The following is a 26,698-nucleotide window of genomic DNA, read 5'->3' as shown; positions in this document are numbered from 1 at the left end:
GAAGCCTGGAATATTACGTTTCAGAGCAGTGTTCAATGCAAGAGATGGTAGCGCCGCATTTGACATCTGGAAATATAGGCATAGAAACCGCAAATGGCGGCTTCATACAAGGCGGCAATAGAAAGGATTTAATCGTATGAGTGTTGGGAAAAAAATTGGGCTAATTGCCATTACAGCTATCGCCATCATTGCGTTTTTGCTTGCATGGAAATGGCCCGTAATAAAATTTGGCCTCGAAGACGGTGGTAAATACACTGAAAACGATCGCCAGGTATACGGATTCTTCACGCCTGACATTTTAAAGAAAATGCCGCGTATAACAGCTAATTACGAGTTTGATTACCATACTGTATCCGGTCCTGGCTCGGTGGGAAACAGCCTGACATTCCACGGCACGACGGATACCAGCCAGATAGATACATATCTGAATTCGCTTGGCTACGTTAAGCAACAGAGTTGCATGGTGCAAGGCGTATGCTGGAAAGGTAAAGATCCAACTGAAGATATTGTCGTCAGCGCAGTTCCTGAAATAAATGTTGTTCTGGTACAGGTCGATTACACACCTGGATCGCGATAAATCCTCAGCCGCAAGGCGCAATGTCGTTCACTTAGGTGAAAGACATTGCGTACTTATACGAACTTAGTAATTTGTGGTGTCCCTACCACTCATGCGCCCTGCTGCTCTCCCGGACAAGCTCTCAATTTTTACGGCCTTGATAACGCGAAGGCCAGATGACTTCTGGCTGGATATTCAGAGCCTTAGCAATTAACCGCTCCCCTTTCGGCCAGTGGCGAGTTAAGGCATTAGCGAGTGTGGATGAAGCCAGCCCCGACTCACGGGAAAGCGCCGCCAACGATGTTCCTTTCTTCTTTAAGCCCGCAATAATATCTGCTTTATGCCAGTCCGGATGTTTCATGGTTGTTCTCTTTTTCGATCAACTGTCATGACAAGAACTAAAACTAGCACTGATTAAAAGAGGCGCTCTTTAAAGATGCTAAAGAGCATCATGTTTCTTTGAGTGAGAAAATGCAGAACAAAAGTGGCATCGGCAGCGCAAACATATCCTCAATGTCCGCAGTGAGCGATGAGCAGACATTCGTACTTTTTCTATAATTGATATAGGCTTGCGACGCAGTAGCGTTTTTCTCAATAGGAAGCAGGTAACTTGCATAGCTGTCGCGGTGGATGAATCATTAATATATTATTCAGACTACACTTAACTGTGTTTTTTCCTGAATAAATTCCCTCGCACTTATCGTGAAGTGGTAAAACAGGGATTTCAGATAGTTGGATGCTCATTTTTCAAAACTCAGCAGGTAATCGCATGATCTTAAGTGCTAATCACGTTGGTTTTTCAGTTAAAAATATTGAAGACTCATTATTCTTCTGGACTCAGATCCTCGGAGGTGAGTTATTACGCGAAGGAAAAATGTCTGGCCCTATAATCGATGAAGTCACAGGTGCAAGGGGAGCCGATGTACGAATGGCTTTGCTTGAACTGGCTGATATTAAGATTGAATTACTACAATACAATAACATTGAGCAGCCAGAAGAACCTTCAGCACCCTATATCCCAGGCTACGCTCACCTTGCTTTTATAGTTGAGGATCTTGATACGCTATTGAGCAAAGTATCGGACTATGGCTGGAAGACGCCGGGTAAACCTCAGACAGTGTTGTCAGGCCCCATGCAGGGAACCAGAGTAATATATTTACAAAGCCCTGATGGTCAGACGCTTGAATTGATGGAACTCAGTCAATGAAGTCCACATCTTATGACCTGTTATCCTCTAATTAAAACAGTGATGTCTGCAAAGTCCGCTTTTGGCTCTCTGCGGACGTTTGCATCAGATAGTGCCCGCTAAGGGTGAAAAGCGAACAGGTAAGTTTTAATCATGCCTGACGGAGATATAACTCAAATCGCACCGATATTAATTAACGGGAAACACTGTCAGTCATATGACATGAGAAATTAATAAGAAAAAACTCAGATATTCTTGCCAGGCGGGCAGGACCGGCCAATGATTTCAGCAAGGAAATCCATTACCACGACAGCAGAGTGATCACGCTTAAGTTCAGGGTAGGCAACCAGCCAGATGTTCCTCACGGGCGAAGGCAGATTTTCCTGCAGCCTTACCAGTTCGCTGTCATTATCACCCATAAAGCAGGGTAAAGTAACGATGCCCAATCCTTTCCGGGCAGCCTGTTGCTGCGCCATCAAATCGCTTGCCCGAAAGATAACACGCCGCCCGTTCAGCAGTGATTCCAGCCATTGCTGCTGCGTGACATGTGCAAGCGTGCTGTCATAAGCAATAAACACCCAGTCCTCCTGAGGAATTTCTTGCCAGAACTGAGAAGCATAAAGACCAAAGCGCATAGTACCTATACGCCTTGTCATCAGGTCTGGATCGTCAGGCCTTTCAAGGCGAACCGCAATGTCAGCCTCACTTTTATTCAGAAGAGCATGGTGCGAAACGCCGGATAATGACAACGTGATACCCGGATGTTTCCGGGTGAAGCCTGCTATAGCAGGCGCAATGAGGTGTGCTGCAACGGCAGGTGACGCGCTGATATTTATAGGCACGGCCGGTTCGGCACACAATGACCTCGCCTGGATTCGAATACGGTCTGCAATGCGGTACATTTCGTCAGCGCCGGAGGCGATAATCCGGCCGTGTCCAGTAAGCGTGGTACGGCGTGGCAAGCGCTCTGTGAGCCTGAGCCCAAGCGAACTTTCAAGGGCTGTAATCCGGCGGCTTACAGTGGCGTGATCCACGCCAAGCTCCCTGGCTGCGGCAGACAGGGAACCACACCGGGAAAGAGCGAAAAAAAAATGTAAATCCTGCCAGTCCATACCTCACCTCTTGTGCATTTTTACACATGTATGGTGCTTTTATACCTGTATTCTTCCTGTAATAAACTCATTTATAGTTTTCTCACTTCATGAGTGAGGAAAAAATAATGTCGTTAGCAATGATTATCAGCCAGCCGGGTGGCCCTGAGGTTCTTAAAGCGGTGGAAAGAGAGTCAGTCAGTCCCGGTCCCGATGAAGTCCGTATCAGACACGAAATAATCGGCGTGAATTTCGTTGACATCTATTTTCGCTCAGGACTCTACCCTCAGCCATATCCCCAGGCGGTGCCTGGTTTTGAAGGGGCCGGAGTAGTCACAGCAACGGGCAGTAACGTCAGCGCCTTTGCTGCTGGAGACCGCGTTGCCTATACGGGAAATCCGATGGGCGCTTATGCTGAATCCCGCAATATACATGCCAGCCGCCTCATCAGGATTCCGGATGGTGTGGACACCCGTACAGCCGGTAGTGCGATGCTTCGGGGCCTTACCGCACATATGTTGCTCAACAAAGTAAGGGAAGTCAGGGCTGGCGACTGGATACTGGTTCATTCTGCTGCCGGAGGGCTGGGGCAGATAGTGACCCGCTGGGCAACGATGAAGGGTGCCAGGGTTATCGGTACAACGGGCTCACCGGAAAAAGTGGCAACGGCCCGCCTTGCTGGCGCGAGTGAAGTTTTGCTCCATACAGAAGCTGCATGGCCGGAGAAAGTCCGCGACATCACGGAAGGATATGGCGTGCATCTGGCCATCGACGGTATCGGAGGAACAATGCTGTCCAGAACGCTCAGCGTGGTCCGCCCTTTTGGCACTGTTGCCAGTCTTGGACAGCCTGCCGGCCCCATACCTCCGGTGCGGGTGGAAGAACTGGGATTTGCCCGATCTATAGCACTGATGCGACCAAGTTCACTCGCCTATACAGATGATGCTGCGCTTTACAGGAAAGGGGCCTCCGACCTTATGTCAGCACTGTCGGCAGGACTTGAAAGTCATATTGGCGCTGAATTTACCCTTACCGACGCAGCAGAAGCACACCGGGTTCTGGAGGCGGGTCATACAACAGGAAGCGTCATTCTCACGGTTCAGGATTAAGACTCTGACGTGAATGAAACGAGCGACGCAGGCATCTTTAAGGTATGCCATATCAGTGACGTGACGGCCAGGCTGGATTTATGTCCCTTAAGGACAATCATTCCCCCCTTGTCGTCCCCTTCAGGTGCTGCTAAGGAGATATGCAAGAAATTAGATAAAGGGGATGAGTCTGCTAAATCACTAACGTTCATACAATATCCGCTCCTGGAACCGAGCGGACGGGCTAACGAAGATGAGGGACCGCAGTGATCGAAAAGCGGACGCGATACTTATTCCATCAGGCGTCCATTAATCGTAACCACTTGAATTGGTAGCCCCCCCCCCTTCATTCGAGCCTGAAAACTTGTGGCGTTTCACGAGCCTGTGTATTCTCATTCATGGCCCGTGCTGCCCGCCGCTCGCTTCCTGAAGGGAAAAGGTGAAAGCATGTTTATTCTCAACCTCATTAATTTTGAAACTCTTGACGGTCGGGATGTGGTAATGCGAGCCCCACCATTTCCTGACAACAGGAGAAAATATGTTTTCTATCGAGCAAGCCAAACAAATGGCTGCAAAGTTAAAAGCCTCTCTTGAATTACGTGAACATAAGATTTCTTATTCCATTGCGCTCGAAACGGTTGCACACCAGTTAGGCTTCAGAGACTGGAACACTGCGGCAGCAACGTTACTTCCGCAGATCCCCCAGTCTCAAATTCAATTCAGCAAACCCATACCCATCCTACGAATTTTTGATGTCCGAAAAGCACAGGAGTTCTATCTTGAATTTCTGTCATTCAGCGTCGAGTTTGAACACCGGTTCGAGCCCGGTTTACCGCTGTATATGGGCATTGCCAGAGAAGGGTTACAGTTACACCTTTCTGAGCATCACGGTGACGCCAGTCCGGGTGCAACGATATTTATTCCAGTAAAAAATATTGCGTTGTTGAGAAATGAACTCCACGGCAAACAATATGGATACGGTCGCCCGGAAATAGTTAAGCAAGACTGGGGAGACGTCATGGAAGTCTACGATCCGTTTGGCAACCGACTCCGCTTCTGTCAACAAAGCTAGTTTGTCTTTCTTAAATGGGGAATTGCCGATAGGGCTTTCCCCTTTTTAAGGTAAGCATGAATTTAGCAATGTCAGCCTTTAGCACATAACTACGCCCGTACGCTATCAGCGAGGATCGGAATTAACACTGTAAGCGTGTCAAACGATGGATAGCGGATTAAAGTAGCAATAAGCTCTCTAAAATTATTCTCTATAAAAAAACCCGCTTTCGCGGGCTTTGAAATATTCGATACATCCAGCAGGAACTAAATCATTCCCACTCAATTATTTTATGATAATAAATTCACATTAAAATCAAAGGATTAAATATAAATTTATCGGTGATACCATAATTAATACCACGTCAGGAAAATACTTTTTTTGAATGGAGCGCCCTATACCGCAACAACTCTACATTAGACTACCGATCCAAGAGAGGAGTGAAAAGGTCTCGAAGAGCTCTGTCGTCAAACTTCTCCCGATCATTCTTCTTCGACGACGGGAAACTCGGAGAGGGAACGGGACTGCTCCGGTTTTCAATCTCGCCGATTCGATCCTCAATGGCTGAGACTGCGTTACTCAACACAGAGTCCGGCACACCGAAACGCGGCGCGAACTTTTTGAGAGCATCAATACGATCGGATAAGGAGGACTCGCTATCATCTTCGCTGATGCGGCTGGTATTCTCCTCGAACTCTTCTAGCACAGCCGTCTGCAAGGCATAGTTGATGCTAGGCGGCAGCCCTTGCGCTGCATCCACTGCATCCACTGCATCCACGAGATTGGCAAGCATGTCACTTGAACTCCAGCGTATAGTGTCCGTGATCGCCTTCTCGAGGAGCTCCAGTAATTCGGTTTCGTATATGAATGGACGCCCATAACCCTTGTCACCTAGCCGACAAAACAAGTCGATCAAGGCCTCTCCATCTGACCATGCACCAAAGCCCTGCTGTGGATTGCGGACAATTGTCATGATGCTGTCAGCAAACGCCCGTTCGTTCGTGAGCCACCACCAGTCCATCAACATCCCTAAGCGTTTGGAGTTTGCGGCGTCGTTGTATTCAAGCGAGCGCGCGTCGCCAGCCCGAGGGCGCCAGTGCGGACGCGTTTCGATCATTTCAAGCATACCAGCGCAGGCTCGGGCGATCTTTGTTTGATCGTCTTCGCTAAGACCGCGCGGATACACGAAATTCCACAATCTCGACAACCAATCTATGGAGAAGGCTGTGGGGACAAGACGAATGAGTAGCTCTGTGTCCAATAGATAGGATGAGAGATAGTCCTTGAGCGAAGGGTTGAGAAAGGACACTCTTGGTCCGCTGATGTTGACAATGTTGACGAAGCTACCTTCTAGAATGCGAAGGGCCTCTTCGAAATCCTTAGGCCCGTGCGGTAGACCGTAGGCTGTGCTCATCGCTGTATGTAATGGCTCGAAAGACGCACGAAGCGTACCAAGGGACACCCCATACTCCGTGAGAAAAAACATCGCCATCAAGAGATGTCTGCACCGATGATCGATGTGTGTCCGGAATGCGGTATCCCAAATCTGGCTAGGGTTATTTAGAGCACCGATAAAGGCCGCAGGATAGTCAGCGGGTTCGATATCACCAATTCGAAATTCATCGGTCATGGCCTCAATGACACGCGGGTTATAATTCTTATGATCAATAATTTCCGCAAGCCTGTTACTTTCCAATAGCGCATGGATATGCGACTTCGGTGTCTCTGACACGTATAGATGATTGTAAAGAATCCGCGCTTTAATCCGGCGAGTATAAACACCAACATCGAGAACGTACTTCGTTACATCGAGGCGCTGGTCGCCAAGATGTTCGGAAACTCTCCGGGCTTCTTCAAATATGTATCCCCGCGTCGTAAGGATAAAACGAGCATTTGGGGAACGACGTACGCGGCTCATGAACCGCGCTAAATCAGAATCCTTGTGCGCCAGAGCTTGCCGGTCGAGGGCAACCTTTCCTAGGAAGTCGTCGAAAAGGAAGACCTGCTTTTTGCTGTCGATAATGGCCGCGAAGCCGTCCTCTAGACTACGGATAGGAACGAGCTCCCACTGCTCATTCAGGAAGGTGTAACACAGCATCTCGGCCAGTGTCGTTTTACCGACACCCGGGGGCCCTGAGATGATAAGAAGCCGATGTTTCTCCAGTGTAGCCAATGATTCATCGAAGCTCGGGTTTAATGCGTAGACTCGAACCTTCTGCTCAATATCCTCTCTCGTGAACGCTGCAAAGGTATGGGCCGCCGCGCGTACGACGCGTTCTAGAACACCCGCACCTGAAAGCCATAGTTTGATGTGCGACTTGAGAATATCTGGGTACTTCCGTAGAAGACCGTTGAGGTCCTCCGGACCAAAAATATCCGCCTCAGACCTCAGACTAGGCCCTATGAGCGGAGCGAGTTTACTCTTGCCAAGCGGGGTGAACTTACAGGAAGTTGCTAAAATGTAGCGAACCGGGCCGAGCTTATCGATTGAAAATCGCTCACGCTTCATAATGGCTGTCAACTTGCCGAACGGCGAACCTTCATAATGCTTCGCCTGTAGAATGACGTTACCATTAGCCTGCGCGTGCCGACCATCAATGCCGCCATCTGGCCCTGCACAAAATGCTTCGAAGCGAAGTCCTTCTTCTCGCCCTATGAGGTCTCGAACAAGATCCTCAAAGTCGGCCCATGATAGATTTTTGAAGTCGTAACTCATGCTGCCGTATCGCCCACAGCGTCGGTAGCTGTGTTCATATTCGCAACTGCTAGAGTAGCTAGCGCTTGTGGCCCCATCATCATCTCGTAATGTGCGAGGTGATTTGTAACTTCGAAAATTCTGCGAAAAACATCGAGATAACGGGTGACCATCGCGTCATCGGCAGAAATGTACAGGTCATCGTTGAAACTGTGTGACCCATCATTCACCCAAGAAAAGAGCGAACCACATATTTGCTTATCTCGTCCCTCGAATCTCGCGCAGATGTCATCCTTATCGAGGTTTCCGAGAATCTTGAAGTAATTCTCCAGGATGCGCCTTAGCGTGTTTTGGATTGCGATATTTGATCGGTTCGGCGACCTCACCTCCGCCCAAAGGAGCTCATAAGAAGTACTGATCGGGTTGTGATTGTAGCCGGTGATTACGGATACATTGTTTACTTTCCGTACGATCCAAAACGTCTCGTGTGCTCGGCACTCTGTGCCGCGTTTGGGATCGAAAGATACTTCCTTATGGAAGTAGATGTTGTGCGTCATTAGAAAGACCTGCTTTATAAACCCAGTCCCACTGCAAGCCTCATCAAGCACTCGTTTGATCAAAGCACTGACGATAAAGAGCACATCGCTGTCGAGGCTCGAGACAGGATCGTCGAACACAACAACTCGCTCCGCGTTTATCCCGCTTGCGTTCATGCTGCCTCTAATGAGATGGTAAAAGTAGAGGAAAGTGATAAAGGTGCGCTCTCCCTCGCTAAGGCTGGTAGCCGCTTCGCTCCCATCCCCTCTCACAATTTCATAGAGGTTTTCTTGCTGGCCAGCTGTCGCGAGGCGGAACCCCGTAAAGCCGAACGATCTTAGAATAGCGTTAATCTCCGTAACTGTTGGCTTAACACTCGTTACTTCACGTTCCAACTCAGCAAGTTCATTACTGGCCTTTGCGAGCGCCGCTCGTTTTGAAGCAAGACTGGCGGTCAGGCCAGTAACGGCACGATCGAGCCCCCTTTTCGCGGTATCGTAATCAGTGAATACGAGCCTCGATTCCTCAAGTAAACATCTCCAGATTTGCGATACAAGAGTGGCCCGCTCGGTCGCCAGATTGTCAACCATCGCATTGTGCTTATCGATCTCAGTATTCGCATTGGAGATAGCTTCTTGAAGGGAGGTGACGATTTCACCAACAGGCTCAAGCGTGACTTGCGAACTTGCCTCTTTCCGTTTGCCGTCGATTTGCCGAAGATTCAACTCTAACCGTGCCGAGAGTCGATCAATGTCGGCGCGAAACGCTACCAAATCAAGGTACTTGCTTCCCGCGTTGTGGATCAATTCGAGCCGAGCCAAAAGGTTTTTGGAGTGAGATTCATATGAGTCACTTATGCGATCGATTGCAGCGATATCATTAAGATAGGTCTCGTCAAAGTAGTCATTCAATTTTGTTTTTAGAGAGTCATTCATCTCCTGCTGGCAGAATGGGCACTGTGACCCCGCTTCGTCTACATAACCAAGGCCTTGCCGTACCCAATCGCTGTTACCGAGGAGACGTATGAGTGCAGCGATGTCGATGTCCTCTTTCCCTACAATTTTTTTCGAAAGAACTGCCGAGCCTTCGAGGATAACAAGGTCGTTGGCGTCAAACACTACGATGGGTGTGAGCCGTTCAAGCCCTTTCTCAAAAATTGTCAGTGCACGTTGTTTGAGCTCGTCAAGCGGAACAATCTCAGCAGAATTCTGAGTCCACTCCATTAGGATCTTGTTGCAAAAGCTGACCTTAGAATTTCGGAAGCCAGTGAATGCCTCTTGAAAATGAGGATCGTGGACTGTCTTGATCTCCCAGCATTTCTGTTCGATGCCAGCCCTTAAAGTCTGGAGCTCCCCGAGCTTGCCGAAGCTTATGTCGCCCAAAGTATTTTGGAGTTGGGCAATGTCGCGGGTCAGGGATTGCACTTGGGCGTTCGCCGCTTCGATCTTGGCAAGCGTTTCAGCCTCGGCCTGCCCTAGCGTGAAAATGCCCGGCATTTGTTGAGCATAATTCCGAAAGCAAAAGTCACTGTTGTAGACCAGACATTCTAATGGCTGGCCAGTCCATGTAACTGCGCAGGTAGGTTTTCCTGCGGGGTTCGCAATGACACGCGAAATAGTTGTTTTACCCGACCCGTTGGTGCCAAAAATAAAATTGATAGAACGGAGCCCTGACAAACGTTGCGTATTTGCGCCATAACTTGCTTCGTTTGCTATTTCAATATTAGCCAGCATTATTTTCCCCTTTCGCACGACTCCCACGTCGATTATTGGTTCCCCAAGGCGCGAAAATGCTACGTTGTCAAGACTACTCCCAATATAATGTTCAATATCAAATCGAGGCACGTCAGGGCAAGAGCTTCTGATGACAGATAGTTTTCTGTGTAAAACCTATAATATCATGACACTTGAGGGGCGGTTCAATGCATGACATATAATGGAGACATAGGTCAATCACTCCCATCATTTTCATGAAGGTCTCGTGAGTTCTTAAGGTTACTCCAGAAGTCCTCATCAGTTCCAAACATGCCTGCAAGAAGGCGCTCCTCATTAGCGTTGAGACAACGCTGCCCGCATATGATATCCCCAACATCCTGCCGAGAAACCCCCATAGCTTCCGCTAGCTCATCATGAGACATGTTCAGCGGTTTTAAAAACTCCTCTGTCAGAATTTCTCCCACTGTCACAGTCCCGGCGGTATCTGCTTTTGTGTAGTATGCAAGAATCTCAGAACGCCCCTGCTCATAAGTCAGCTCGCCTGAAATAATATGTGCCTTAACGGACTCGTACAGTGGCGTACCACTGGGGTCCATTCCTTCAAGTCTCAGGGAAGCCTCTGCTTTGCGAAAGCCCTCAATGCGTAACCGTGTATAGGGAGACCTGGACATGTTTTTCCTTTGAGTTGCAGGATTGAGGTTCGCTCAGTGAAAGCGTCAGTTCACGCTACCTCGTTAACTGACGCGCGCGATTCAAGATTTATTATTGCCGGATAAGCTATCTCCTGCAAAATCATCATGCTCCCGGTTATCCCGACGAGTAGCTGTTTGTTTACGTATTTGAGCCGCCAATTCCCCTCCAAAAGTTTGTTGGACTCGGGAAGAGTTGCTACTTCGCTTCATTGCCTGGTACTCAGCAGCCCCGTTAGCCATACTGCTTCCCATATGGCTTGCCATGCGGCCAGCACGAGAGAACGATGCAGCAAAACCTTCGCTTCCCCCACTGGAACTACCTTTACCAGATGGTTGCTGTCCCGACGTTTCTACAGAACCGGTATCTACACCACCACCAAATCCGCCGCTTGAACCACCACCGACAGATCCGGATTCTTCGGCCATTGCCGTTTGTGCAGATTCAAATGCGGCTTTTAATGCAGAAGCCCCACCACTGACTTGAGCTGTAGCGCTCATTGCCATTGTTCCAGCACCACTAATTGCAGTAGCAGCAGCGCCCGTAATCATACCTGCTCCAAAACCTCCGATGCCTTGTAAGGGTGCCCCTCCTACAACGCCAGATAACAACAACGGTAATTTATTAGTCAATACTAAAAGAATGATTGACGCCAGAAGCAAAACGATAAGACTATTAAGATCAGGAACATCATCTTTAATAATAGAAAAATATTGATCTATAAATGATTGTCCAACCCCAATAATTAATGTCATCGTGAATAATTGAATGCCAATCGACAAAACAGTTCGTAAGTAATTAATTGCTATATCAGAGGTCCATTTCGAACCACCAAACCCAAGCAATATAACTCCTGCATAACATAACACCCATGCAGAAACCAACATGATTAGCATATTTATCGCTATAAGAGACATCACTACCAGAACGATTATCGCGACTGTTATCATAATGGTGGATATCATTGGCGACCAAATTGATGCGGCTGAACTGACCTTTGTTAATATCGCAAACGCCATATCAACTATGCTTGATGGTGAAATACCAGTACTTATTCCTAAAGCGTTTGCTGCAAGCTGTCTCATTGAGTTAATTATGGATTGCGATATGGCTGGGCCGTTGATTAAAATATAATAAAAAAAACCAATGACGGCAAAAAAGCGAACTATTTCTGCAAGTACACCAGTCAACCCCTCCCCTTGGATCGCCATCATACCAAATCTCCAAACCATACTTATTAATACCACCCCCCAGAAGAGCCAATTCGCATAATTACCAATTACTGTTGTCCATGTGCTAGCTACTTGTTGAAACTTATCTAACAAAGTATCAAGTAACCCACTACTATCTAATTGACCAGCATAGGCGTTTACAGAAAAGAAAAGTATGGTACCTAAAAAAGTGAGTTTGCTTACTGTTTTCATAATTACCATTCTCGTTTAGGGCTTGGATTGTTTTTACTACGCAACGCACACTTATCGTATCTATGTGCATCTAATTTATTAGATGGCGTCGATAAACAATCTTTATCGTTTTTTTCGCAAGAACATAGAATCAATGAACTAATTACAATAAATGCCATCATAATTTTCTCTTTCATTCAGTTGCTCCTCACCAAATTCGCTTCGGACTTGGTGTATTCTGTCCAGCTAATACTTTTTGATCGGCTACTATTTGTTGGGCTTCTTTATCGGCCTGCACCTGTGCCAAGGTTGTAGCCGCATTTTGTTGCGCCATAAGTAATGAGCGGATTTGGAGTAACTGATTTGCCTGTGCGCTGGCCAGCTGATTAGCTGACTGAATGGCTTCCATCTGCCCTTGTGCACCGCTTGCCTGACTCTGCAATCTGACAAGGTTATCAGCATCGCTTTGGAGCATTATCTGCTGTTCATCGAGAGCCTTAAAAACAGCATCGTTTGCTTTCTTACGGGCTTCTGAGTTGTTTTTGTCGGCATTTTGCAGTGCCTTAATCTCATCAGCTGTACATGAGACATTACTGTTAAAGCACGGAGAAGACCGGTAATAGTTAACATCCTGATAACGCTGTAGATAAGAATCAAGGCTACCCGCCTGATTTTTGTAGTAGTTCAGCGTATCCTGCGCCTGCAGAAGTTTTTTGATAGTTGAGTTAGCCTGATCCCATATATAGGCGGCAGGTGCGACTGTGTTTTGTAGCATGTTTTCGTATTGCTGCAGTTGCGTCTGGTATTGCTGGATTTGTTTTGCTACTGCCTGAACGTTGTTGACTGCGCTGATTGTGGTCTGAACCACGTTAGTTCCATCAATAACAGGAATGCCTGCTTTCACCGGAAATGCCACGATGGACGCCACGAAGGAAGCTACTAAGGCATTTTTAGCGGCTAAAATGCCTCTCTGCGATGAAAATACTCGGAGCATAAATTTCATTTGCTTACCTCAATTTCAAGTGATTACTAACATTGAACTCTCGGACTGATAACAGATGCTGATATATAGGAAGCCATGCATTTATTTATCCAAGATTCTATCCATAATATTCCTTAGTTCCTGACTAGTTGATTCTATTTTCGCAAGCAACGTTTTTATCATTGTGGGCGAAAAATTCACTGTGCGAGGATCTTTAGCCAGCCACAATTTAAGTAACCCACCAAGTCGACCGAGATCAGCATTTACTCGGCTCAGTTCATTAACCTGTTTTATGTCGACGATAGAATCAACTTGATAACCCATTGCAACTCTACGAACAAAACCGGTAACACTTAATCCAGATGCTTCTGCATTTTCTTGGATGAGAACTTTTTCTTCGGGTAAACAGTAAACTTTTATTGGCGTACTATTTTTTCTAGTCTGCGTAACTTTCATATAACTCTCCATACAGGCGGTAGCCTGGCAGCCTCGCAGAGCAGGACTACCTTGAGCCGTGATGCGGCGAATAGGGAGTGGTAAAGTTGGAACACCCCAGCGGTGGGCCTACTTTACATGTCCTGCCCTCCAGTTGCCGTAGTATATCTGTGCACGTCGATGTGTATTTCGGTGTATAGGTTGTGTTTTCTTAGTGTATTAATGAAGGATTACTCGAGTAAAAATCTACAGCAAACATGTTTTTTGCAAGGAAACTATGTTCCTCCATTTTGAAAATGACCTTTAGTAGTTACATATGGACCTCCACAAACTATATTTACGTTTCGATATATTGTAAGAAACCTTTTATTTTCCTATGAACTTTTTTAATTAACTTGTTTGAGCATGTGCATTGCAGATTTTAGCGGCTAAAATCTGCCTCGCTATGCATAAAGCTAGGGGCGTACCTCATATGTCATGAAATCAACCTCAAGTGTCAATATACAAAGCGTGTAAGTAATATCTTCTTCTGGCGTGCAACCATCGGCCTTTGGCCGATTCTAGATTTGAAAACGCCTGCTCAAGCAGGTGATTTCAAAGCCTGAAGATACTGGACGATCCTGTAAATGCTGCTGAATAGTAAAAAAATCGGGCCGCTGTGGCACGCTACCGGGCCGCCATAACACGTCATCGGGCCGTTGTGGCACACTATCGGGCCGCTGTGACACGTTTTATCTTCGAACTTTTAACCTCAATGCCAATTTCAAGCAATTGCCTAGCATCTTCTTTCAATCGTCGACGATAATTACGCAAAGTCATATTACTTGTCCCTTCACCACAGACTGCTATTATCAACTTATCCGTATACCATCCTCCAGCTGGATCATGCTTATGAGTTAAGACGTGACGAGCGACTGCTTGACTAATACCATGTTGTAATCGAGCTATCGGACCAGGAGAATAATAAAAATGCAAATCTCTTTTTAACAACATTGTGAGCGCTACCCCCAGTCGTACACGCCATAATCGGCGTTTCCCTCCCGTCAAAGGATCAGGCCGAGTCATCGGTGATGGCACTACATGATCGATAAGCCCCCCGATTATGCAGTCGCCGCTTTTCTCCAGCTCTGGCGTTATAATTTCGACTGTTGCAACGCGAAGATCTATCATCAGCTTTTGTATGCGACCATAGCTATACTGCCTATCAGATAATGTTCGACGTACTTTAGCTGGATCTACTAATAATTCGATTCCACCATCAGAAACTTCACGGCGTTTCTCGGCAACATATAATATTGCCTCCATGATATCGGCATGACGCTGACCGAGTCGTCCTGTAACACGACAACGTCCGAAACTCGTCTCCATCCATTGTCCCTTAAGCTCTTGAGGACGCTGACTTGGCTGATAAAGAATCACACGGGATTGCCATGCTGTACTTGTAGGTGCCACTTTGTTACCAGCTGTCATTGTCAGCACCACTCAAGGAAAACTTTCTTGCTTGAGAAAGTTTTTTATTATCCCGCGAGTTAAGCAAAGCTGTTCTTAATACCCCGCCATCGTGTCTCTGGAACCAATAATCTGGGGCACGTTCTCCATAATTTGCTTTATTGATTCCAAATCTAACAAATTGACCTCGAACGCCATCAGCAATACCATACGTCTTTGCTTCTAAGGCGGTCATACCAGCAAGATAAGATTGCCACCGTATATTATCAACCAGGACACTACTACCTCTACTTGCCTGTTGCATGTCACCAAATCCCATCGTGGCAGCGCTTTTGTTTGAATGGTGCAAGAAAATAATTGAACAACCTAAATCAGCAGCCATGCCTTCAAGTTTTCCAATAACGTTCGACATTGCACCACTATTATTTTCATCTTCTAGATGAAAGCGGCGAAGAGTATCAAAAATAACCAGACGCCTACCTTCTGAAACTTTCATGAGAAAATCGTTCCAATTAGAAGAAATAATATTTGGGAATTTTCCAACCAAGGGTTCAATTAACAAATTATTTGCTACAATCTGCTGCTGTTGCATAGTTAGATATTTACCTAAAGCATGCAAACGATGATGAATTATGGCAGCAGAATCTTCTGCAGGAAGATAAGTCGCTAAGCCTGTTGGAAACTTTCCAAAATTTAAAAGATCGTGACCGCAGCTAATCTGTACAGCCAACTGTAGTGCTAACATTGATTTCCCAACTCCCCCGGGAGAAATGATTGCTCCGACAGTACCGGCTACTAGATTGGGTAACACATAATCAATTGATGGCGGAGTAGTTGTAAATAATTCCTTTATATTTAATGACATAATTGTTACCTACCTAACATGACACCAGGGCGAGATGCTTTAAACATTGCTGATTTACGATCCGCAATCCACTGTTCTACTTCGGACAGTTGCCATGCAACATTTCGACTGGTAAGTGCTATACGGCGAGGAAATTCGCCTCGTTGCTCAAGGTTATAAATAGTCCGGGCTGACAATGGGATCATTTTCAGAAGTGTTTTTCTATTAATAAGTGTGTTACTTGCCTTTGTTTGCATCTACCTTCCTCCAGTTTCCTCTCAGGCTCATAGAATGCCAAGCATTACCACTTGAGAAAATTCTTTCATTGTATAAAATGGTTGACATGAAAATTACTTATTGGAAGGGCTGTGATCAAGCTGTCGCGGCCGCGATCAAAGAATTTGAAGAACAATCTTCTCCGTATTCATTATCTTCTCGGAGATATCCCTTACTACGTTTAATAAAAGAGGTCATTGATCCAGCAGTAGCAGACTATATAAATTCACTGCCAACAAGCTACAGATGCTACATTGCTAGTACAGAAATAGGATTTAGCGAACTAATAAAAACCGTGGGCTTTGATACCTTGGCCCGCGCGCAACGACATCTATTACGTCATTTTGTGCTAATCAAAGATCAGCAAACGTCCCTTGATCGTAGCTTTAGCGATACAGTCGAATCGATTATAGAATTAGTTAATCAATGTGCGAATAAGCCTCAAATAAAACTATCGCCTGTAGTAACCGGTGGGACTATTAACTCTCAGCGCAAACTTGGCTTTTGTGAGTTTTGTGGTAATCAGACAGAATTCTCTAAATTTATTCGCTTAATATCAGAGCACGTTACTATCGATACTCTCTTTCCTATAAATAAAAAAATTGTACTTAGCCATCGATATTGCTCTAACCATAGGCCTAGACTGGCTAATGGCCAATGGAATCCCCTTTATAGACAAGGGAAGCGTTCTCTCGAACAGTTTAATAAGGAAGTATTAAGGCTGAGACGGCAATGTGCTAAACCGAGCAAGGTTAACGCCAATTCTGGCGATGCGTTGATTGATTACTACTTTTCTCATTGGATGCTCAGTCAAACCTTTACACCAGTAGATATTTGCGAACTGAGAAATATTGCGCGGCGTATGACTGATTCTAAGCTCACTGATATTAAGAAAAAGATTCTTGCCTTAAAACATCAAGGACTTAGTCAATCTGAGGTTGCAAATGCCCTTACGAGAAACCATCACATACCTATGACACGTCAAGCAGTGTCCAAGGCATTAGCATCTGTTCGTAAAGAATTTTATATTCAAAACGTTACTTATTAATGTTTTTCCTTCGAACAACTAAAATAATTAGAAAGCCAATAAATTTACTTACAAATAATAAACTAAATCACGCAGTTAATTTGCCGCAGTTATTTACTTTATATTTAATATGTTTTAAGAGCTATATAAAAAAATATAAGAAAGGTCATCAAACTGAAAAAGATGAATACGCATAATCAAATAAGACAGAATTTTAACTTGGAGTAAGCGCATTTCTAATTTCAATTAACCGTTGTAAAAGCTCATCAAAAGTAATCACAACAACTTCGGAAAAGGCATTTCGAACCAATTCAAATGATTTTTTCTGATCATTTTCAGTTGGTGAAACGCCTGCTATAATTATACACCGGATAGCGAATCCATGGATATTATTCAGGCTAGCATTCATTTTCAGGACAGGAAGTGTCATCTGTAGTTTAAAGCGCTGATCGAGTAATTGAGAAAGCGCTCCATTCAACTCTGCGGAACAAGCATAAACATCGCCACCGCGATATGGTTTCTTACTTAAAAGTTCCGTTTCAGGTTTTTTAATTTCTACGAGAGCCAGATTACCTGAGGCAGCTGATGCATAAACAAAATCAGTATATTTTCCTTCGCGTCCATTTAACTTTTTCCCCCCAGCATATGCTTGTCCCTGCACCAAATAAACTGGAATAGCAAAGGCAAGGCTCAAAATAAACGGGTTGTCCATCAAAAAATTTTGCCATTTACTTTCAGTAAGCTTACAACCAAGCATTTCACGGTAACGGGCTATCAGCTGCTCGAGAGTGACTAATTCAATATCATTTTTCAGAGCTAGCAAAGAGCGAGGCTCAGTTTTAGCTAAGGCCTCTACATTATCTTTCACAAGCTGAACAACGGCATGTCTATCTTGAGGCCCCAGCGCTGTATTGTCACGGCCACCACTTGTTTTCTCAGCGATAGTACCTGAACGTAATTTTTTTATTAATGCAGGATAATACTCTGGATCTGCAACATGTAAAATAGATTGATATGTTTGGAATTTCTTCTCATTTCGCGCCTCTCTCTGATATCGAGAAGTAATTGTGTTGAGTTCCTTTCGAAGTCGATTAAAACGTTTTATGCCAAGTAAGAAAAACGGTGGGTTGATAATAGCCTTATCGCCCCCCTGTATAATCAGAATACTTACATCATCTCTACTTGTTACAGCATCACAAATATACCGATATTCCCAGAGAAGACCCAAGCCAAAGCGATAATCTTTTGCAAATCCATCGGGTAGCTGTTCCAGAAGGCCGACTACGTCATCCTCTGATTCGGGTAAAGGATAAGGCTCAACTATAGACCGGGTGATAACAATGCGTTCAAGTCTGTCATATTTTGGAGAGAGGTACTCATCTGTGTCCTGGCGAACATTAATCGGCCAAATTGTCATTTTATCAGGGCAGATGTTCATTAACAGAGCAATCGGAGAATCAGAGGAGAATTGTTCTGGAGGTACATCTGTAAAAAAAACATCAACCCCTTCTTCCGACTCAGCAGACTGAATAATTAGAAAAGGGCCACCATCTTCACGGTCGCGCTGATTATATGCAGAGGGTCGCAGAGAGGCCAAATCAAACTCCTTAGTTGTATAGAAGGTTACGAATTAATCAGGCTACAATAGTCGTAGGTAATCTGTTGCTCAACAGCAAATTTTAGCGGCTAAAATCATCTTCTGATGTCAGATTAGGCAACCTCCCACATTTAACCCATTGATTTTTAATTAGTTAGCACCCATTCATCAATCATATTCGCCCAATCTTGCAGCATCTCTGATCTCTGCTCGCGGTACTCGGCCTTGTTGTAAACAGCCCGTACCCCTTTCTGTTCATGTGCAAGACACTTCTCAATCCAGTCAGTATTGTACCCGGCCTCATGTAGTAAGGTGCTGGCTGTACGCCGTAAGTCATGGGGACCAAACTTTGGCAATGACTGCCCTTCTTTCTGTGCCAGACGATACGTCAGTGTCAACACCCGGTTTAAAGTAGCGCTACTCATTGGCGCATCGGAATCGTAGCGCGAAGGAAGGATAAAATCAGAGCTACCGGCAAAGGTTTTGAGAGCAATCAAAATATCCATTGCCTGTCGGGAAAGAAAAACCAAATGTGGATTACGTCGTTTCATCCTCTCCTTTGGTATCGTCCATACAGCTTCACTAAAATTAATCTCGTTCCAGGTCGCGTTAGTAAGCTCACTTTTACGTACCATCGTTAACAGCAAAAGTTTAACCGCTGCTCTGATTGATGGTGTCGTACCTACCCGCTCCATATATCGATACATCAGACCGATTTCAACTGGCGTCAATGCCCTGTCACGAGGCTCAAATTTCGCTATGCTTGCAGGCCGTACCAGATCAGCTGGATTCTCCACCTTCTGACCGCGCTCAATAGCCCAGCGATAGACTTGCAATACAATCTCTCTGGCGTGTACAGCTGTCGCCGGTGCCCCTCTCTCGACAACGTTATCAGTTAATGCGCGTAAGTCTTCATGTGTAATCTCAATCAGTTTCTGCTGGGCAAATTTTGCCTTCAACTCTCTTTGATATACCGAACGTCGCATATCACGCGTCGATTCAGCCATTTGATAGCCACGTAACCATTTCTCAGCCCATGCGCCAAAAGTCTCCGCATCTTTGATACGCGCTTTATCTCTGGCTTTTTCCCTCGCAGGCGATCTTCCACCGGCAACCATTTTTTTAGCTTCATTGAGCCGTTCACGCGCTTCTGCAAGCATGATCCCTCCAACACCATAGCGGCCAAAAGTAACGGTCTCCTGTCTTCCGTTTATTGAATAGTTGTAGCGAAATGAGATCGTTCCAGCCGGAGTCACCGCAACATACAGACCATCGCGGTCATTAACTTTATAGAGTTTTTCCTTCGGCTTAAGGTGGCGCAGCTTGGTGTCAGTCAACATGGTTGATTGTTTTCCTATATTAATTAATACCATGTTGTAAAAAGTTCAGAAAAGTTATTTAACTATCTGTTTTTATTTGAATTATAAAAAACAAATACCATAACTCAGCCGAAATTTATCACATGGTACTTTTTCAAACCTGAATTCAAAACCAGAGAGTACCATCAAAAATTCCATTGAAAAAACCGTGCTTCCCGTTGCTAACAGCTGCCAGAAAGTGCCAGACATAAAAACAAAAAAGCCCGCAATTACGCGGGCTTAGAGGTGTTTTACTGCTTTTACGTGCAGGCTGTTGCCAGACGTTAAATCATTCCCACTCAATAGTCGCTGGCGGTTTGCCGCTGATGTCATACACCACGCGGGAGATACCGTTCACTTCATTGATGATGCGGTTGGAAACGCGACCGAGGAAATCGTACGGCAGGTGCGCCCAGTGTGCGGTCATAAAATCGATGGTTTCTACTGCACGCAGAGAGACAACCCAGTCGTATTTACGGCCGTCGCCCATCACGCCGACGGAGCGGACCGGCAGGAATACGGTGAAGGCCTGGCTCACTTTGTTGTAGAGGTCGGCTTTATGCAGCTCTTCGATAAAGATCGCATCGGCACGACGCAGCAGGTCGCAGTACTCTTTCTTCACTTCGCCCAGTACGCGAACGCCAAGGCCCGGCCCCGGGAACGGGTGACGGTAGAGCATGTCGTACGGCAGGCCGAGTTCCAGACCAATTTTACGCACTTCGTCTTTGAACAGCTCTTTCAGCGGCTCAACCAGGCCCATCTTCATCTCTTTCGGCAGACCGCCCACGTTGTGGTGAGATTTAATAACGTGCGCTTTACCGGTTGCGGATGCGGCAGATTCGATCACGTCCGGGTAGATAGTGCCCTGCGCCAGCCATTTCACGTCTTCCAGCTTCAGTGCTTCTTCGTCGAACACTTCCACGAACACGCGGCCGATGATTTTGCGTTTTGCTTCCGGATCGTTCTCGCCAGCCAGTGCTGAAAGGAAGCGATCTTCTGCAGGAACGTGAACAATGTTCAGACCGAAGTGGTCACCGAACATGTCCATCACCTGAGCGGCTTCGTTCAGGCGCAGCAGACCGTTATCAACGAATACGCAGGTCAGGTTTTTGCCGATGGCGCGGTGCAGCAGCATTGCGGTGACGGAGGAGTCCACGCCGCCGGAAAGGCCAAGGATCACTTTATCATCGCCAACCTGCTGACGAATGCGTTCAACCGCGTCGTCGATGATTTTCGCCGGTGTCCACAGCGCTTCGCACTGGCAGATATCGCGCACGAAGCGCTCCAGCATACGCAGGCCCTGGCGGGTGTGGGTCACTTCTGGGTGGAACTGCACGCCGTAGAAGCGTTTTTCTTCATTCGCCATGATGGCGAACGGGCAACTTTCGGTGCTGGCAACGGTTACGAAATCGGACGGAATGGCCGTCACTTTGTCACCGTGGCTCATCCACACGTCAAGCAGCACTTTGCCTTCGGCGGTCAGGGAATCTTCAATGCCGCGAACCAGCGCGCTGTCGGTCTGCACTTCAACCTGCGCGTAACCGAATTCACGCTCGTTAGAACCTTCAACGTGGCCGCCGAGCTGCATCGCCATGGTCTGCATGCCGTAGCACACGCCAAGCACCGGAACACCAGCTTCGAACACATACTGCGGTGCGCGCGGGCTGTTCTCTTCGGTGGTGCTTTCCGGGCCGCCGGAAAGGATGATGCCGCTTGGGTTGAAGTCGCGGATCTGCGCTTCGGTGACATCCCACGCCCACAGTTCGCAGTAAACGCCCAGTTCACGCACGCGGCGCGCAACCAGTTGGGTGTACTGAGAACCGAAGTCGAGGATGAGAATACGATGTTTATGAATGTTGTCCGTCATTGACGTTACTTCCGAGGCAAGTGGCAATGAATATACTCGTCGTCTTGCAGGCTGAACCTGAACAGAGAGTATGAAAGTCAGCGCCCGGTGAAAGCACCGGGCGCGGAAATCATTAAGAACCCATGCGGTAGTTCGGGGATTCCTTGGTGATGGTCACGTCGTGAACGTGGCTTTCCTGGATACCGGCACCGCTGATGCGTACAAATTCCGCTTTAGTACGCAGGTCGTCGATAGTACCACAGCCGGTCAGACCCATACAGGAGCGCAGGCCGCCCATCTGCTGGTGAATGATCTCTTTCAGGCGGCCTTTATAGGCAACGCGACCTTCGATACCTTCCGGTACCAGTTTGTCGGCAGCGTTATCGCTCTGGAAGTAACGGTCGGAAGAGCCTTTGGACATCGCGCCCAGAGAACCCATACCGCGGTAAGATTTGTAAGAACGGCCCTGGTAGAGTTCGATTTCACCCGGGGATTCTTCAGTACCGGCCAGCATAGAGCCAACCATGACTGCGGCAGCACCTGCGGCGATGGCTTTGGCGATGTCGCCGGAGAAACGGATACCGCCGTCGGCGATAACCGGAATGCCGGTGCCTTCCAGCGCTTCAACCGCGTCGGAAACCGCAGTGATCTGCGGAACACCTACGCCGGTTACGATGCGGGTAGTACAGATGGAGCCTGGGCCGATACCGACTTTCACCGCGCTCACGCCAGCTTCAGCCAGGGCACGAGCACCTGCGCCAGTTGCAACGTTACCGCCGATGATTTGCAGATCCGGGTATTTAGCACGGGTTTCGCGAATGCGCTGCAACACGCCTTCGGAGTGGCCGTGAGAGGAGTCGATCAGCAGTACGTCAACGCCTGCAGCAACCAGCGCGTCAACGCGCTCTTCGTTACCGGCGCCAGCGCCGACTGCCGCGCCAACGCGCAGCTGGCCTTGCTCATCTTTACAGGCGTTCGGTTTACGTTCTGCTTTCTGGAAGTCTTTCACGGTGATCATGCCGCGCAGGTGGAAACTTTCGTCAACGACCAGCGCTTTTTCAACGCGTTTTTCGTGCATTTTGGCGAATACGACTTCGCGGGATTCCCCTTCGCGAACGGTCACCAGACGCTCTTTCGGCGTCATATACACGCTGACCGGCTGGCTCAGATCGGTGACGAAACGCACGTCACGACCGGTGATGATGCCGACCAGTTCGTTGTCGCCGTTGACAACCGGGTAACCGGCAAAGCCGTTACGTTCGGTCAGTTCTTTTACTTCGCGCAGGGTGGTGGTCGGCAGAACGGTTTGTGGATCTTTAACCACGCCGGATTCATGTTTCTTCACGCGGCGAACTTCTTCCGCCTGGCGCTCGATAGACATGTTTTTGTGAATAAAGCCAATGCCGCCTTCCTGTGCCAGCGCAATCGCCAGACGCGCTTCAGTCACGGTATCCATCGCCGCAGAGAGCATAGGAATGTTCAGGCGAATGGTTTTGGTGAGCTGCGTGCTCAAGTCGGCAGTATTCGGCAGAACGGTGGAGTGAGCGGGAACGAGGAGGACGTCGTCAAACGTCAGTGCTTCTTTAGCAATACGTAGCATGGGCAATATCTCTGACCTGGGGGGTTAAATATTGCCGTGGCATTATACAGAGCGTAACCGATTGCATCCACACTTTTTTGAGAAAAAACTTGCCATCCCCTCGTATCGGGTTACTATCGACTGAATAACCTGCTGATTTAGAATTTGATCTGGCTCACATGTCGTCGTTCCAATCCCCCTCAATTTATACCGTCAGCCGCCTGAACCAGTCGGTGCGTTTACTGCTGGAACGCGAACTCGGTCAGGTGTGGATCAGCGGGGAAATCTCCAATTTTACCCAGCCCGCTTCCGGCCACTGGTACTTCACCTTAAAAGACGATACCGCTCAGGTGCGCTGCGCGATGTTCCGCAACAGCAACCGCCGCGTTACGTTTCGCCCGCAGCACGGCCAGCAGGTGCTGGTTCGCGCCAACATCACACTGTATGAACCGCGCGGGGAATACCAGATTATCGTCGAAAGCATGCAACCGGCCGGCGAAGGCTTGTTGCAGCAGAAGTATGAGCAGCTAAAAGCCAAACTCGCTGCTGAAGGGTTGTTTGATCAGCAGCTTAAGCAGCCTCTCCCCTCGCCTGCGCACTGCGTGGGTGTGATCACGTCGAAAACCGGCGCGGCGCTGCACGATATTCTGCACGTGCTGAAACGCCGCGATCCGTCGCTGCCGGTAGTCATCTACCCAACGGCGGTGCAGGGCGAAGACGCGCCGGAGCAAATCGTACGTGCCATTGCGCTGGCAAACGCACGTCAGGAGTGCGACGTGCTGATTGTTGGTCGCGGCGGCGGCTCGCTGGAAGATCTCTGGAGCTTTAACGACGAACGCGTCGCACGTGCGATTTTCGCAAGTCGCATTCCGGTGGTCAGCGCCGTCGGTCATGAAACCGATGTCACGATTGCCGATTTTGTTGCCGATCTGCGCGCGCCAACGCCTTCGGCCGCAGCGGAAATTGTCAGCCGCAACCAGCTTGAATTGCTGCGCCAGGTACAGGCGATGCAGCAGCGCTTAGAGATGTCGATGGATTATTACCTGGCTGGCCGCAACCGCCGCTTTGCCCTGCTGAACCATCGCCTGCAACAGCAGCACCCACAGTTACGGCTGGCACGCCAGCAAACGGTGCTGGAGCGCCTGCAGCAGCGCATGCAAAACGCGCTGGATACACAGTTAAAACGCGCTTCTGCCCGTCAGCAGCGCGTGATGCAACGTCTGAATCAGCAAAACCCGCAGCCGCGGATTCATCGCGCGCAAAGCCGCGTGCAGCAACTGGAATATCGCCTTAGCCAGAACATTCGCGACCGTGTAAGCACCACGCGCGAACGTTTTGGTTCTGCTATTACGCATCTGGAAGCCGTCAGCCCGCTGGCGACGCTGGCGCGCGGTTACAGCGTGACCACCTCTCCGGCTGGCGAAGTTCTGAAAAAAACCCGCCAGGTGAAAGTCGGCGATAAGCTTACCACCCGCCTGAATGACGGCTGGGTGGAGAGTGAAGTCAGCAACGTGACGCCCGTAAAGAAACCGCGCCAGCGTAAATCATCTTAATTTGTACGATTAATCTATAAGCTGCCCCTATACTTTTGTTGTTCTTTTCATCAAGGAGAGCGACATGAAAACACGCCCGTTTAGCAGCGTTATCCCACCCTATATTCTTCGCCGCATTATCGACCACGGATCAGAAATGCAGCAGCGTTGCGCACAACAAACATTAACCCATGTGCAGACGCTGATGGCGCACAGCCACGGCAAACCCAGCGCGCCGCTGGTCACCTCACCCGGCGAGCTGGTACGCGATATTTATGATGCGCAGCAAAAAGAGAGCCTGCCCGGTAAGCAGGTACGCTACGAAGGCCAGCCATCGAATGGTGATGTTGCCGTGGATGAAGCTTACGACTATCTCGGTGTTACCCACGACTTTTTCTGGCAGGTTTTACAGCGTAACTCCCTCGATAATAAGGGAATGGTGCTGAGCGGTACCGTGCATTATGGTCAGCAATATCAGAACGCTTTCTGGAATGGTCAGCAGATGGTGTTTGGCGACGGCGACGGTGAAATCTTCAATCGCTTTACCATCGCGATTGATGTAGTAGCGCATGAACTCAGCCACGGCGTCACAGAAACGGAAGCCGCGCTGATCTATTTTGAACAATCTGGTGCGCTTAATGAGTCGTTATCGGATGTTTTTGGATCGCTGGTGAAGCAGTACCACAAGCAGCAAACGGCGGATCAGGCCGATTGGATCATCGGCGAAGGGTTGCTGGCAAAAGGAATTAATGGCAAAGGCCTGCGTTCAATGTCTCATCCCGGCACCGCCTATGATGACCCGCTGCTGGGTAAAGATCCGCAGCCTGCGCACATGAAAGATTTTGTGAAAACCCGTGAAGATAACGGCGGCGTGCATCTGAATTCCGGTATTCCCAACCGCGCGTTTTACCTTGCGGCGACGGCGATTGGCGGCTATGCCTGGGAAAAAGCCGGTTACGCCTGGTACGATACCGTCTGCGATAAGGCGCTGGCGCAAAATGCCGATTTCGCTGCCTTTGCGAAACTGACCATTCAGCACGGCGAAAAACGCTCGGGCCAGCAGGTTGCGGACGCTATCGAGAAGGCCTGGAAAGAGGTTGGAGTGTTGTAATGAACGAACCCGAATTGACCGATGATGCTGTGGTCGAAGTCGCCCGCGAAGGCGGGCTGGCTTATATCCCGAAGCTGAGCGGCACGCGAAAAATCGTGATTGCTCAGCTTAACGCGGAACAGCGCCAGCGCCTGGTCAGTATCCTGCATCAGACCCTGCCGCTCGGGCAACCGCCCGGGCAGCCGGATTCACCGGGGCGCGGCGATCAGCGTTTTTACCGTTTGCAGATAACCTGGACCACGCAGCAGACCGATGTGCTGTTGCTGATCCCGGAAAGTAAAGCGCCACCGTCGCTGGTGGAACTGTGGCGCGATGGCGAAGCCTGCATCTGCAAGCCTTAAAGCGGGGTAAATTCGACGCGTTTTTTAGAGATCAACCCGTGGCCGTGCTGGCAAAAAAAGTCCACCGCGCCGCAGGCTTTTAACACTTCCAGAGGCTGATGGCACTCCGGGCAGTTTGCCTGTACTTCAATATCATTGTCGCAACTGTCGCAATGCGCATGCGTTCCCACCAGTTCCAGCGGGTTGTGGCAGATTGGGCATTTGAGATCCATAACGCTCTCCTCGTTTATTTTTTCACTGCCCTTATCATACACCTTAAGTGACAAAACCTGCCGGATTCAGTTCATCAGCCAATTCGTAACACTTCCG

At 48.1% G+C, this 26,698-nt stretch carries 25 protein-coding genes; 8 read left to right on the top strand and 17 right to left on the bottom strand.

Going from position 1 to position 26,698, the window contains the following annotated elements:
- Positions 1-136: 136 nt before the first annotated feature.
- The gene (locus tag DK872_RS06880; protein ID WP_161518183.1) at positions 137-577 is read left to right on the top strand and encodes a hypothetical protein; all 441 of its coding nucleotides are present in this window, start codon (positions 137-139) and stop codon (positions 575-577) included.
- 121 nt (positions 578-698) lie between these two features.
- Here the strand turns inward: DK872_RS06880 and DK872_RS06875 are convergent, their stop codons facing one another.
- Positions 699-917 (bottom strand): helix-turn-helix transcriptional regulator, encoded by a 219-nt coding sequence (locus DK872_RS06875; protein WP_072439946.1) that lies wholly within the window; start codon positions 915-917, stop codon positions 699-701.
- Positions 918-1,325: 408 nt separating this feature from the next.
- On the opposite strand from DK872_RS06875, the gene DK872_RS06870 reads away from it, so the two are divergent.
- The gene (locus tag DK872_RS06870) at positions 1,326-1,763 is read left to right on the top strand and encodes a VOC family protein (RefSeq protein ID WP_035942126.1); all 438 of its coding nucleotides are present in this window, start codon (positions 1,326-1,328) and stop codon (positions 1,761-1,763) included.
- Positions 1,764-1,987: 224 nt separating this feature from the next.
- Here the strand turns inward: DK872_RS06870 and DK872_RS06865 are convergent, their stop codons facing one another.
- Positions 1,988-2,854: a LysR family transcriptional regulator gene (locus DK872_RS06865; RefSeq protein ID WP_007370835.1), complete on the bottom strand. Its 867-nt coding sequence runs from the start codon at positions 2,852-2,854 to the stop codon at positions 1,988-1,990.
- A gap of 107 nt (positions 2,855-2,961) precedes the next feature.
- On the opposite strand from DK872_RS06865, the gene DK872_RS06860 reads away from it, so the two are divergent.
- Both DK872_RS06860 and DK872_RS06855 read left to right on the top strand, forming a co-directional pair.
- Complete coding sequence (locus DK872_RS06860; RefSeq protein ID WP_161518182.1) at positions 2,962-3,942, top strand: quinone oxidoreductase; 981 nt, start codon at positions 2,962-2,964, stop codon at positions 3,940-3,942.
- 517 nt (positions 3,943-4,459) lie between these two features.
- Positions 4,460-4,993, top strand: coding sequence for a glyoxalase superfamily protein (locus tag DK872_RS06855; RefSeq protein ID WP_161518181.1), 534 nt, complete (start codon positions 4,460-4,462; stop codon positions 4,991-4,993).
- Positions 4,994-5,393: 400 nt separating this feature from the next.
- On the opposite strand, the gene DK872_RS06850 is transcribed toward DK872_RS06855, so the two are convergent.
- The 10 genes from DK872_RS06850 to DK872_RS06810 all read right to left on the bottom strand — a co-directional run bounded on the left by DK872_RS06850 (position 5,394) and on the right by DK872_RS06810 (position 15,979).
- Entirely contained in the window at positions 5,394-7,688 is a 2,295-nt protein-coding gene (locus DK872_RS06850; RefSeq protein ID WP_161518180.1) for a restriction endonuclease, read from the bottom strand.
- Positions 7,685-9,937, bottom strand: coding sequence for an AAA family ATPase (locus tag DK872_RS06845; protein ID WP_161518179.1), 2,253 nt, complete (start codon positions 9,935-9,937; stop codon positions 7,685-7,687). The genes DK872_RS06850 and DK872_RS06845 overlap by 4 nt, the downstream gene beginning before the upstream one ends.
- Positions 9,938-10,152: 215 nt before the next feature.
- Complete coding sequence (locus tag DK872_RS06840; RefSeq protein WP_161518178.1) at positions 10,153-10,590, bottom strand: HigA family addiction module antitoxin; 438 nt, start codon at positions 10,588-10,590, stop codon at positions 10,153-10,155.
- Positions 10,591-10,671: 81 nt separating this feature from the next.
- Positions 10,672-12,033 carry a P-type conjugative transfer protein TrbL gene (trbL, locus tag DK872_RS06835; RefSeq protein WP_161518177.1) on the bottom strand — a complete coding sequence of 454 codons (1,362 nt, stop codon included), beginning with the start codon at positions 12,031-12,033 and terminating at the stop codon, positions 10,672-10,674.
- A gap of 2 nt (positions 12,034-12,035) precedes the next feature.
- The gene (locus tag DK872_RS27305) at positions 12,036-12,209 is read right to left on the bottom strand and encodes a hypothetical protein (RefSeq protein ID WP_202625977.1); all 174 of its coding nucleotides are present in this window, start codon (positions 12,207-12,209) and stop codon (positions 12,036-12,038) included.
- Positions 12,210-12,220: 11 nt separating this feature from the next.
- Positions 12,221-13,015, bottom strand: coding sequence for a P-type conjugative transfer protein TrbJ (gene trbJ / locus DK872_RS06830; protein WP_161518176.1), 795 nt, complete (start codon positions 13,013-13,015; stop codon positions 12,221-12,223).
- Positions 13,016-13,096: 81 nt separating this feature from the next.
- A complete protein-coding gene (gene traJ / locus DK872_RS06825; protein WP_104659001.1) occupies positions 13,097-13,450 on the bottom strand; it encodes a conjugal transfer transcriptional regulator TraJ in 354 nt (117 codons plus the stop codon).
- Positions 13,451-14,137: 687 nt separating this feature from the next.
- On the bottom strand, positions 14,138-14,899 hold the full coding sequence (locus DK872_RS06820; protein ID WP_161518175.1) for an ABC transporter ATPase: 762 nt from the start codon (positions 14,897-14,899) through the stop codon (positions 14,138-14,140).
- Positions 14,886-15,743, bottom strand: a complete 858-nt coding sequence (locus tag DK872_RS06815) for a helicase RepA family protein (RefSeq protein WP_161518174.1) — start codon at positions 15,741-15,743, stop codon at positions 14,886-14,888. Before DK872_RS06815 ends, DK872_RS06820 begins: the two co-directional genes overlap by 14 nt.
- Before the next feature lie 5 nt (positions 15,744-15,748).
- The gene (locus tag DK872_RS06810) at positions 15,749-15,979 is read right to left on the bottom strand and encodes an AlpA family transcriptional regulator (protein ID WP_161518173.1); all 231 of its coding nucleotides are present in this window, start codon (positions 15,977-15,979) and stop codon (positions 15,749-15,751) included.
- A gap of 86 nt (positions 15,980-16,065) precedes the next feature.
- Between DK872_RS06810 and DK872_RS06805 the strand changes: the two genes are divergently transcribed.
- Positions 16,066-17,046, top strand: coding sequence for a LuxR family transcriptional regulator (locus tag DK872_RS06805; RefSeq protein WP_237656182.1), 981 nt, complete (start codon positions 16,066-16,068; stop codon positions 17,044-17,046).
- A gap of 193 nt (positions 17,047-17,239) precedes the next feature.
- On the opposite strand, the gene DK872_RS06800 is transcribed toward DK872_RS06805, so the two are convergent.
- The 4 genes from DK872_RS06800 to guaB form a co-directional block, all read right to left on the bottom strand.
- Positions 17,240-18,622: a Shedu immune nuclease family protein gene (locus DK872_RS06800; protein WP_161518171.1), complete on the bottom strand. Its 1,383-nt coding sequence runs from the start codon at positions 18,620-18,622 to the stop codon at positions 17,240-17,242.
- 146 nt (positions 18,623-18,768) lie between these two features.
- Complete coding sequence (locus tag DK872_RS06795) at positions 18,769-19,962, bottom strand: site-specific integrase (RefSeq protein WP_161518170.1); 1,194 nt, start codon at positions 19,960-19,962, stop codon at positions 18,769-18,771.
- Between the two features lie 307 nt (positions 19,963-20,269).
- Positions 20,270-21,847: a glutamine-hydrolyzing GMP synthase gene (gene guaA / locus DK872_RS06790; protein ID WP_007370832.1), complete on the bottom strand. Its 1,578-nt coding sequence runs from the start codon at positions 21,845-21,847 to the stop codon at positions 20,270-20,272.
- 112 nt (positions 21,848-21,959) lie between these two features.
- Complete coding sequence (guaB, locus tag DK872_RS06785; RefSeq protein WP_007370831.1) at positions 21,960-23,426, bottom strand: IMP dehydrogenase; 1,467 nt, start codon at positions 23,424-23,426, stop codon at positions 21,960-21,962.
- A gap of 158 nt (positions 23,427-23,584) precedes the next feature.
- On the opposite strand from guaB, the gene xseA reads away from it, so the two are divergent.
- The 3 genes from xseA to DK872_RS06770 all read left to right on the top strand — a co-directional run bounded on the left by xseA (position 23,585) and on the right by DK872_RS06770 (position 26,389).
- Positions 23,585-24,958, top strand: a complete 1,374-nt coding sequence (xseA, locus tag DK872_RS06780) for an exodeoxyribonuclease VII large subunit (protein WP_007370830.1) — start codon at positions 23,585-23,587, stop codon at positions 24,956-24,958.
- A 64-nt stretch (positions 24,959-25,022) separates the two neighbouring features.
- The gene (locus DK872_RS06775; RefSeq protein ID WP_007370829.1) at positions 25,023-26,048 is read left to right on the top strand and encodes a M4 family metallopeptidase; all 1,026 of its coding nucleotides are present in this window, start codon (positions 25,023-25,025) and stop codon (positions 26,046-26,048) included.
- A complete protein-coding gene (locus DK872_RS06770) occupies positions 26,048-26,389 on the top strand; it encodes a protealysin inhibitor emfourin (RefSeq protein WP_007370828.1) in 342 nt (113 codons plus the stop codon). Before DK872_RS06775 ends, DK872_RS06770 begins: the two co-directional genes overlap by 1 nt.
- Here the strand turns inward: DK872_RS06770 and DK872_RS06765 are convergent.
- Entirely contained in the window at positions 26,386-26,601 is a 216-nt protein-coding gene (locus DK872_RS06765; protein WP_007370827.1) for a zinc ribbon domain-containing protein, read from the bottom strand. The two genes, DK872_RS06770 and DK872_RS06765, sit on opposite strands and share 4 nt — an antisense overlap.
- Positions 26,602-26,698 lie beyond the last annotated feature (97 nt).

Source organism: Kosakonia sp. MH5 (assembly GCF_009935945.1).
In the GTDB taxonomy this organism is placed as follows: domain Bacteria; phylum Pseudomonadota; class Gammaproteobacteria; order Enterobacterales; family Enterobacteriaceae; genus Kosakonia; species Kosakonia radicincitans.
Note: the sequence above shows the minus strand (reverse complement) of the source record. Positions and strands in the feature narration are given on the sequence as shown.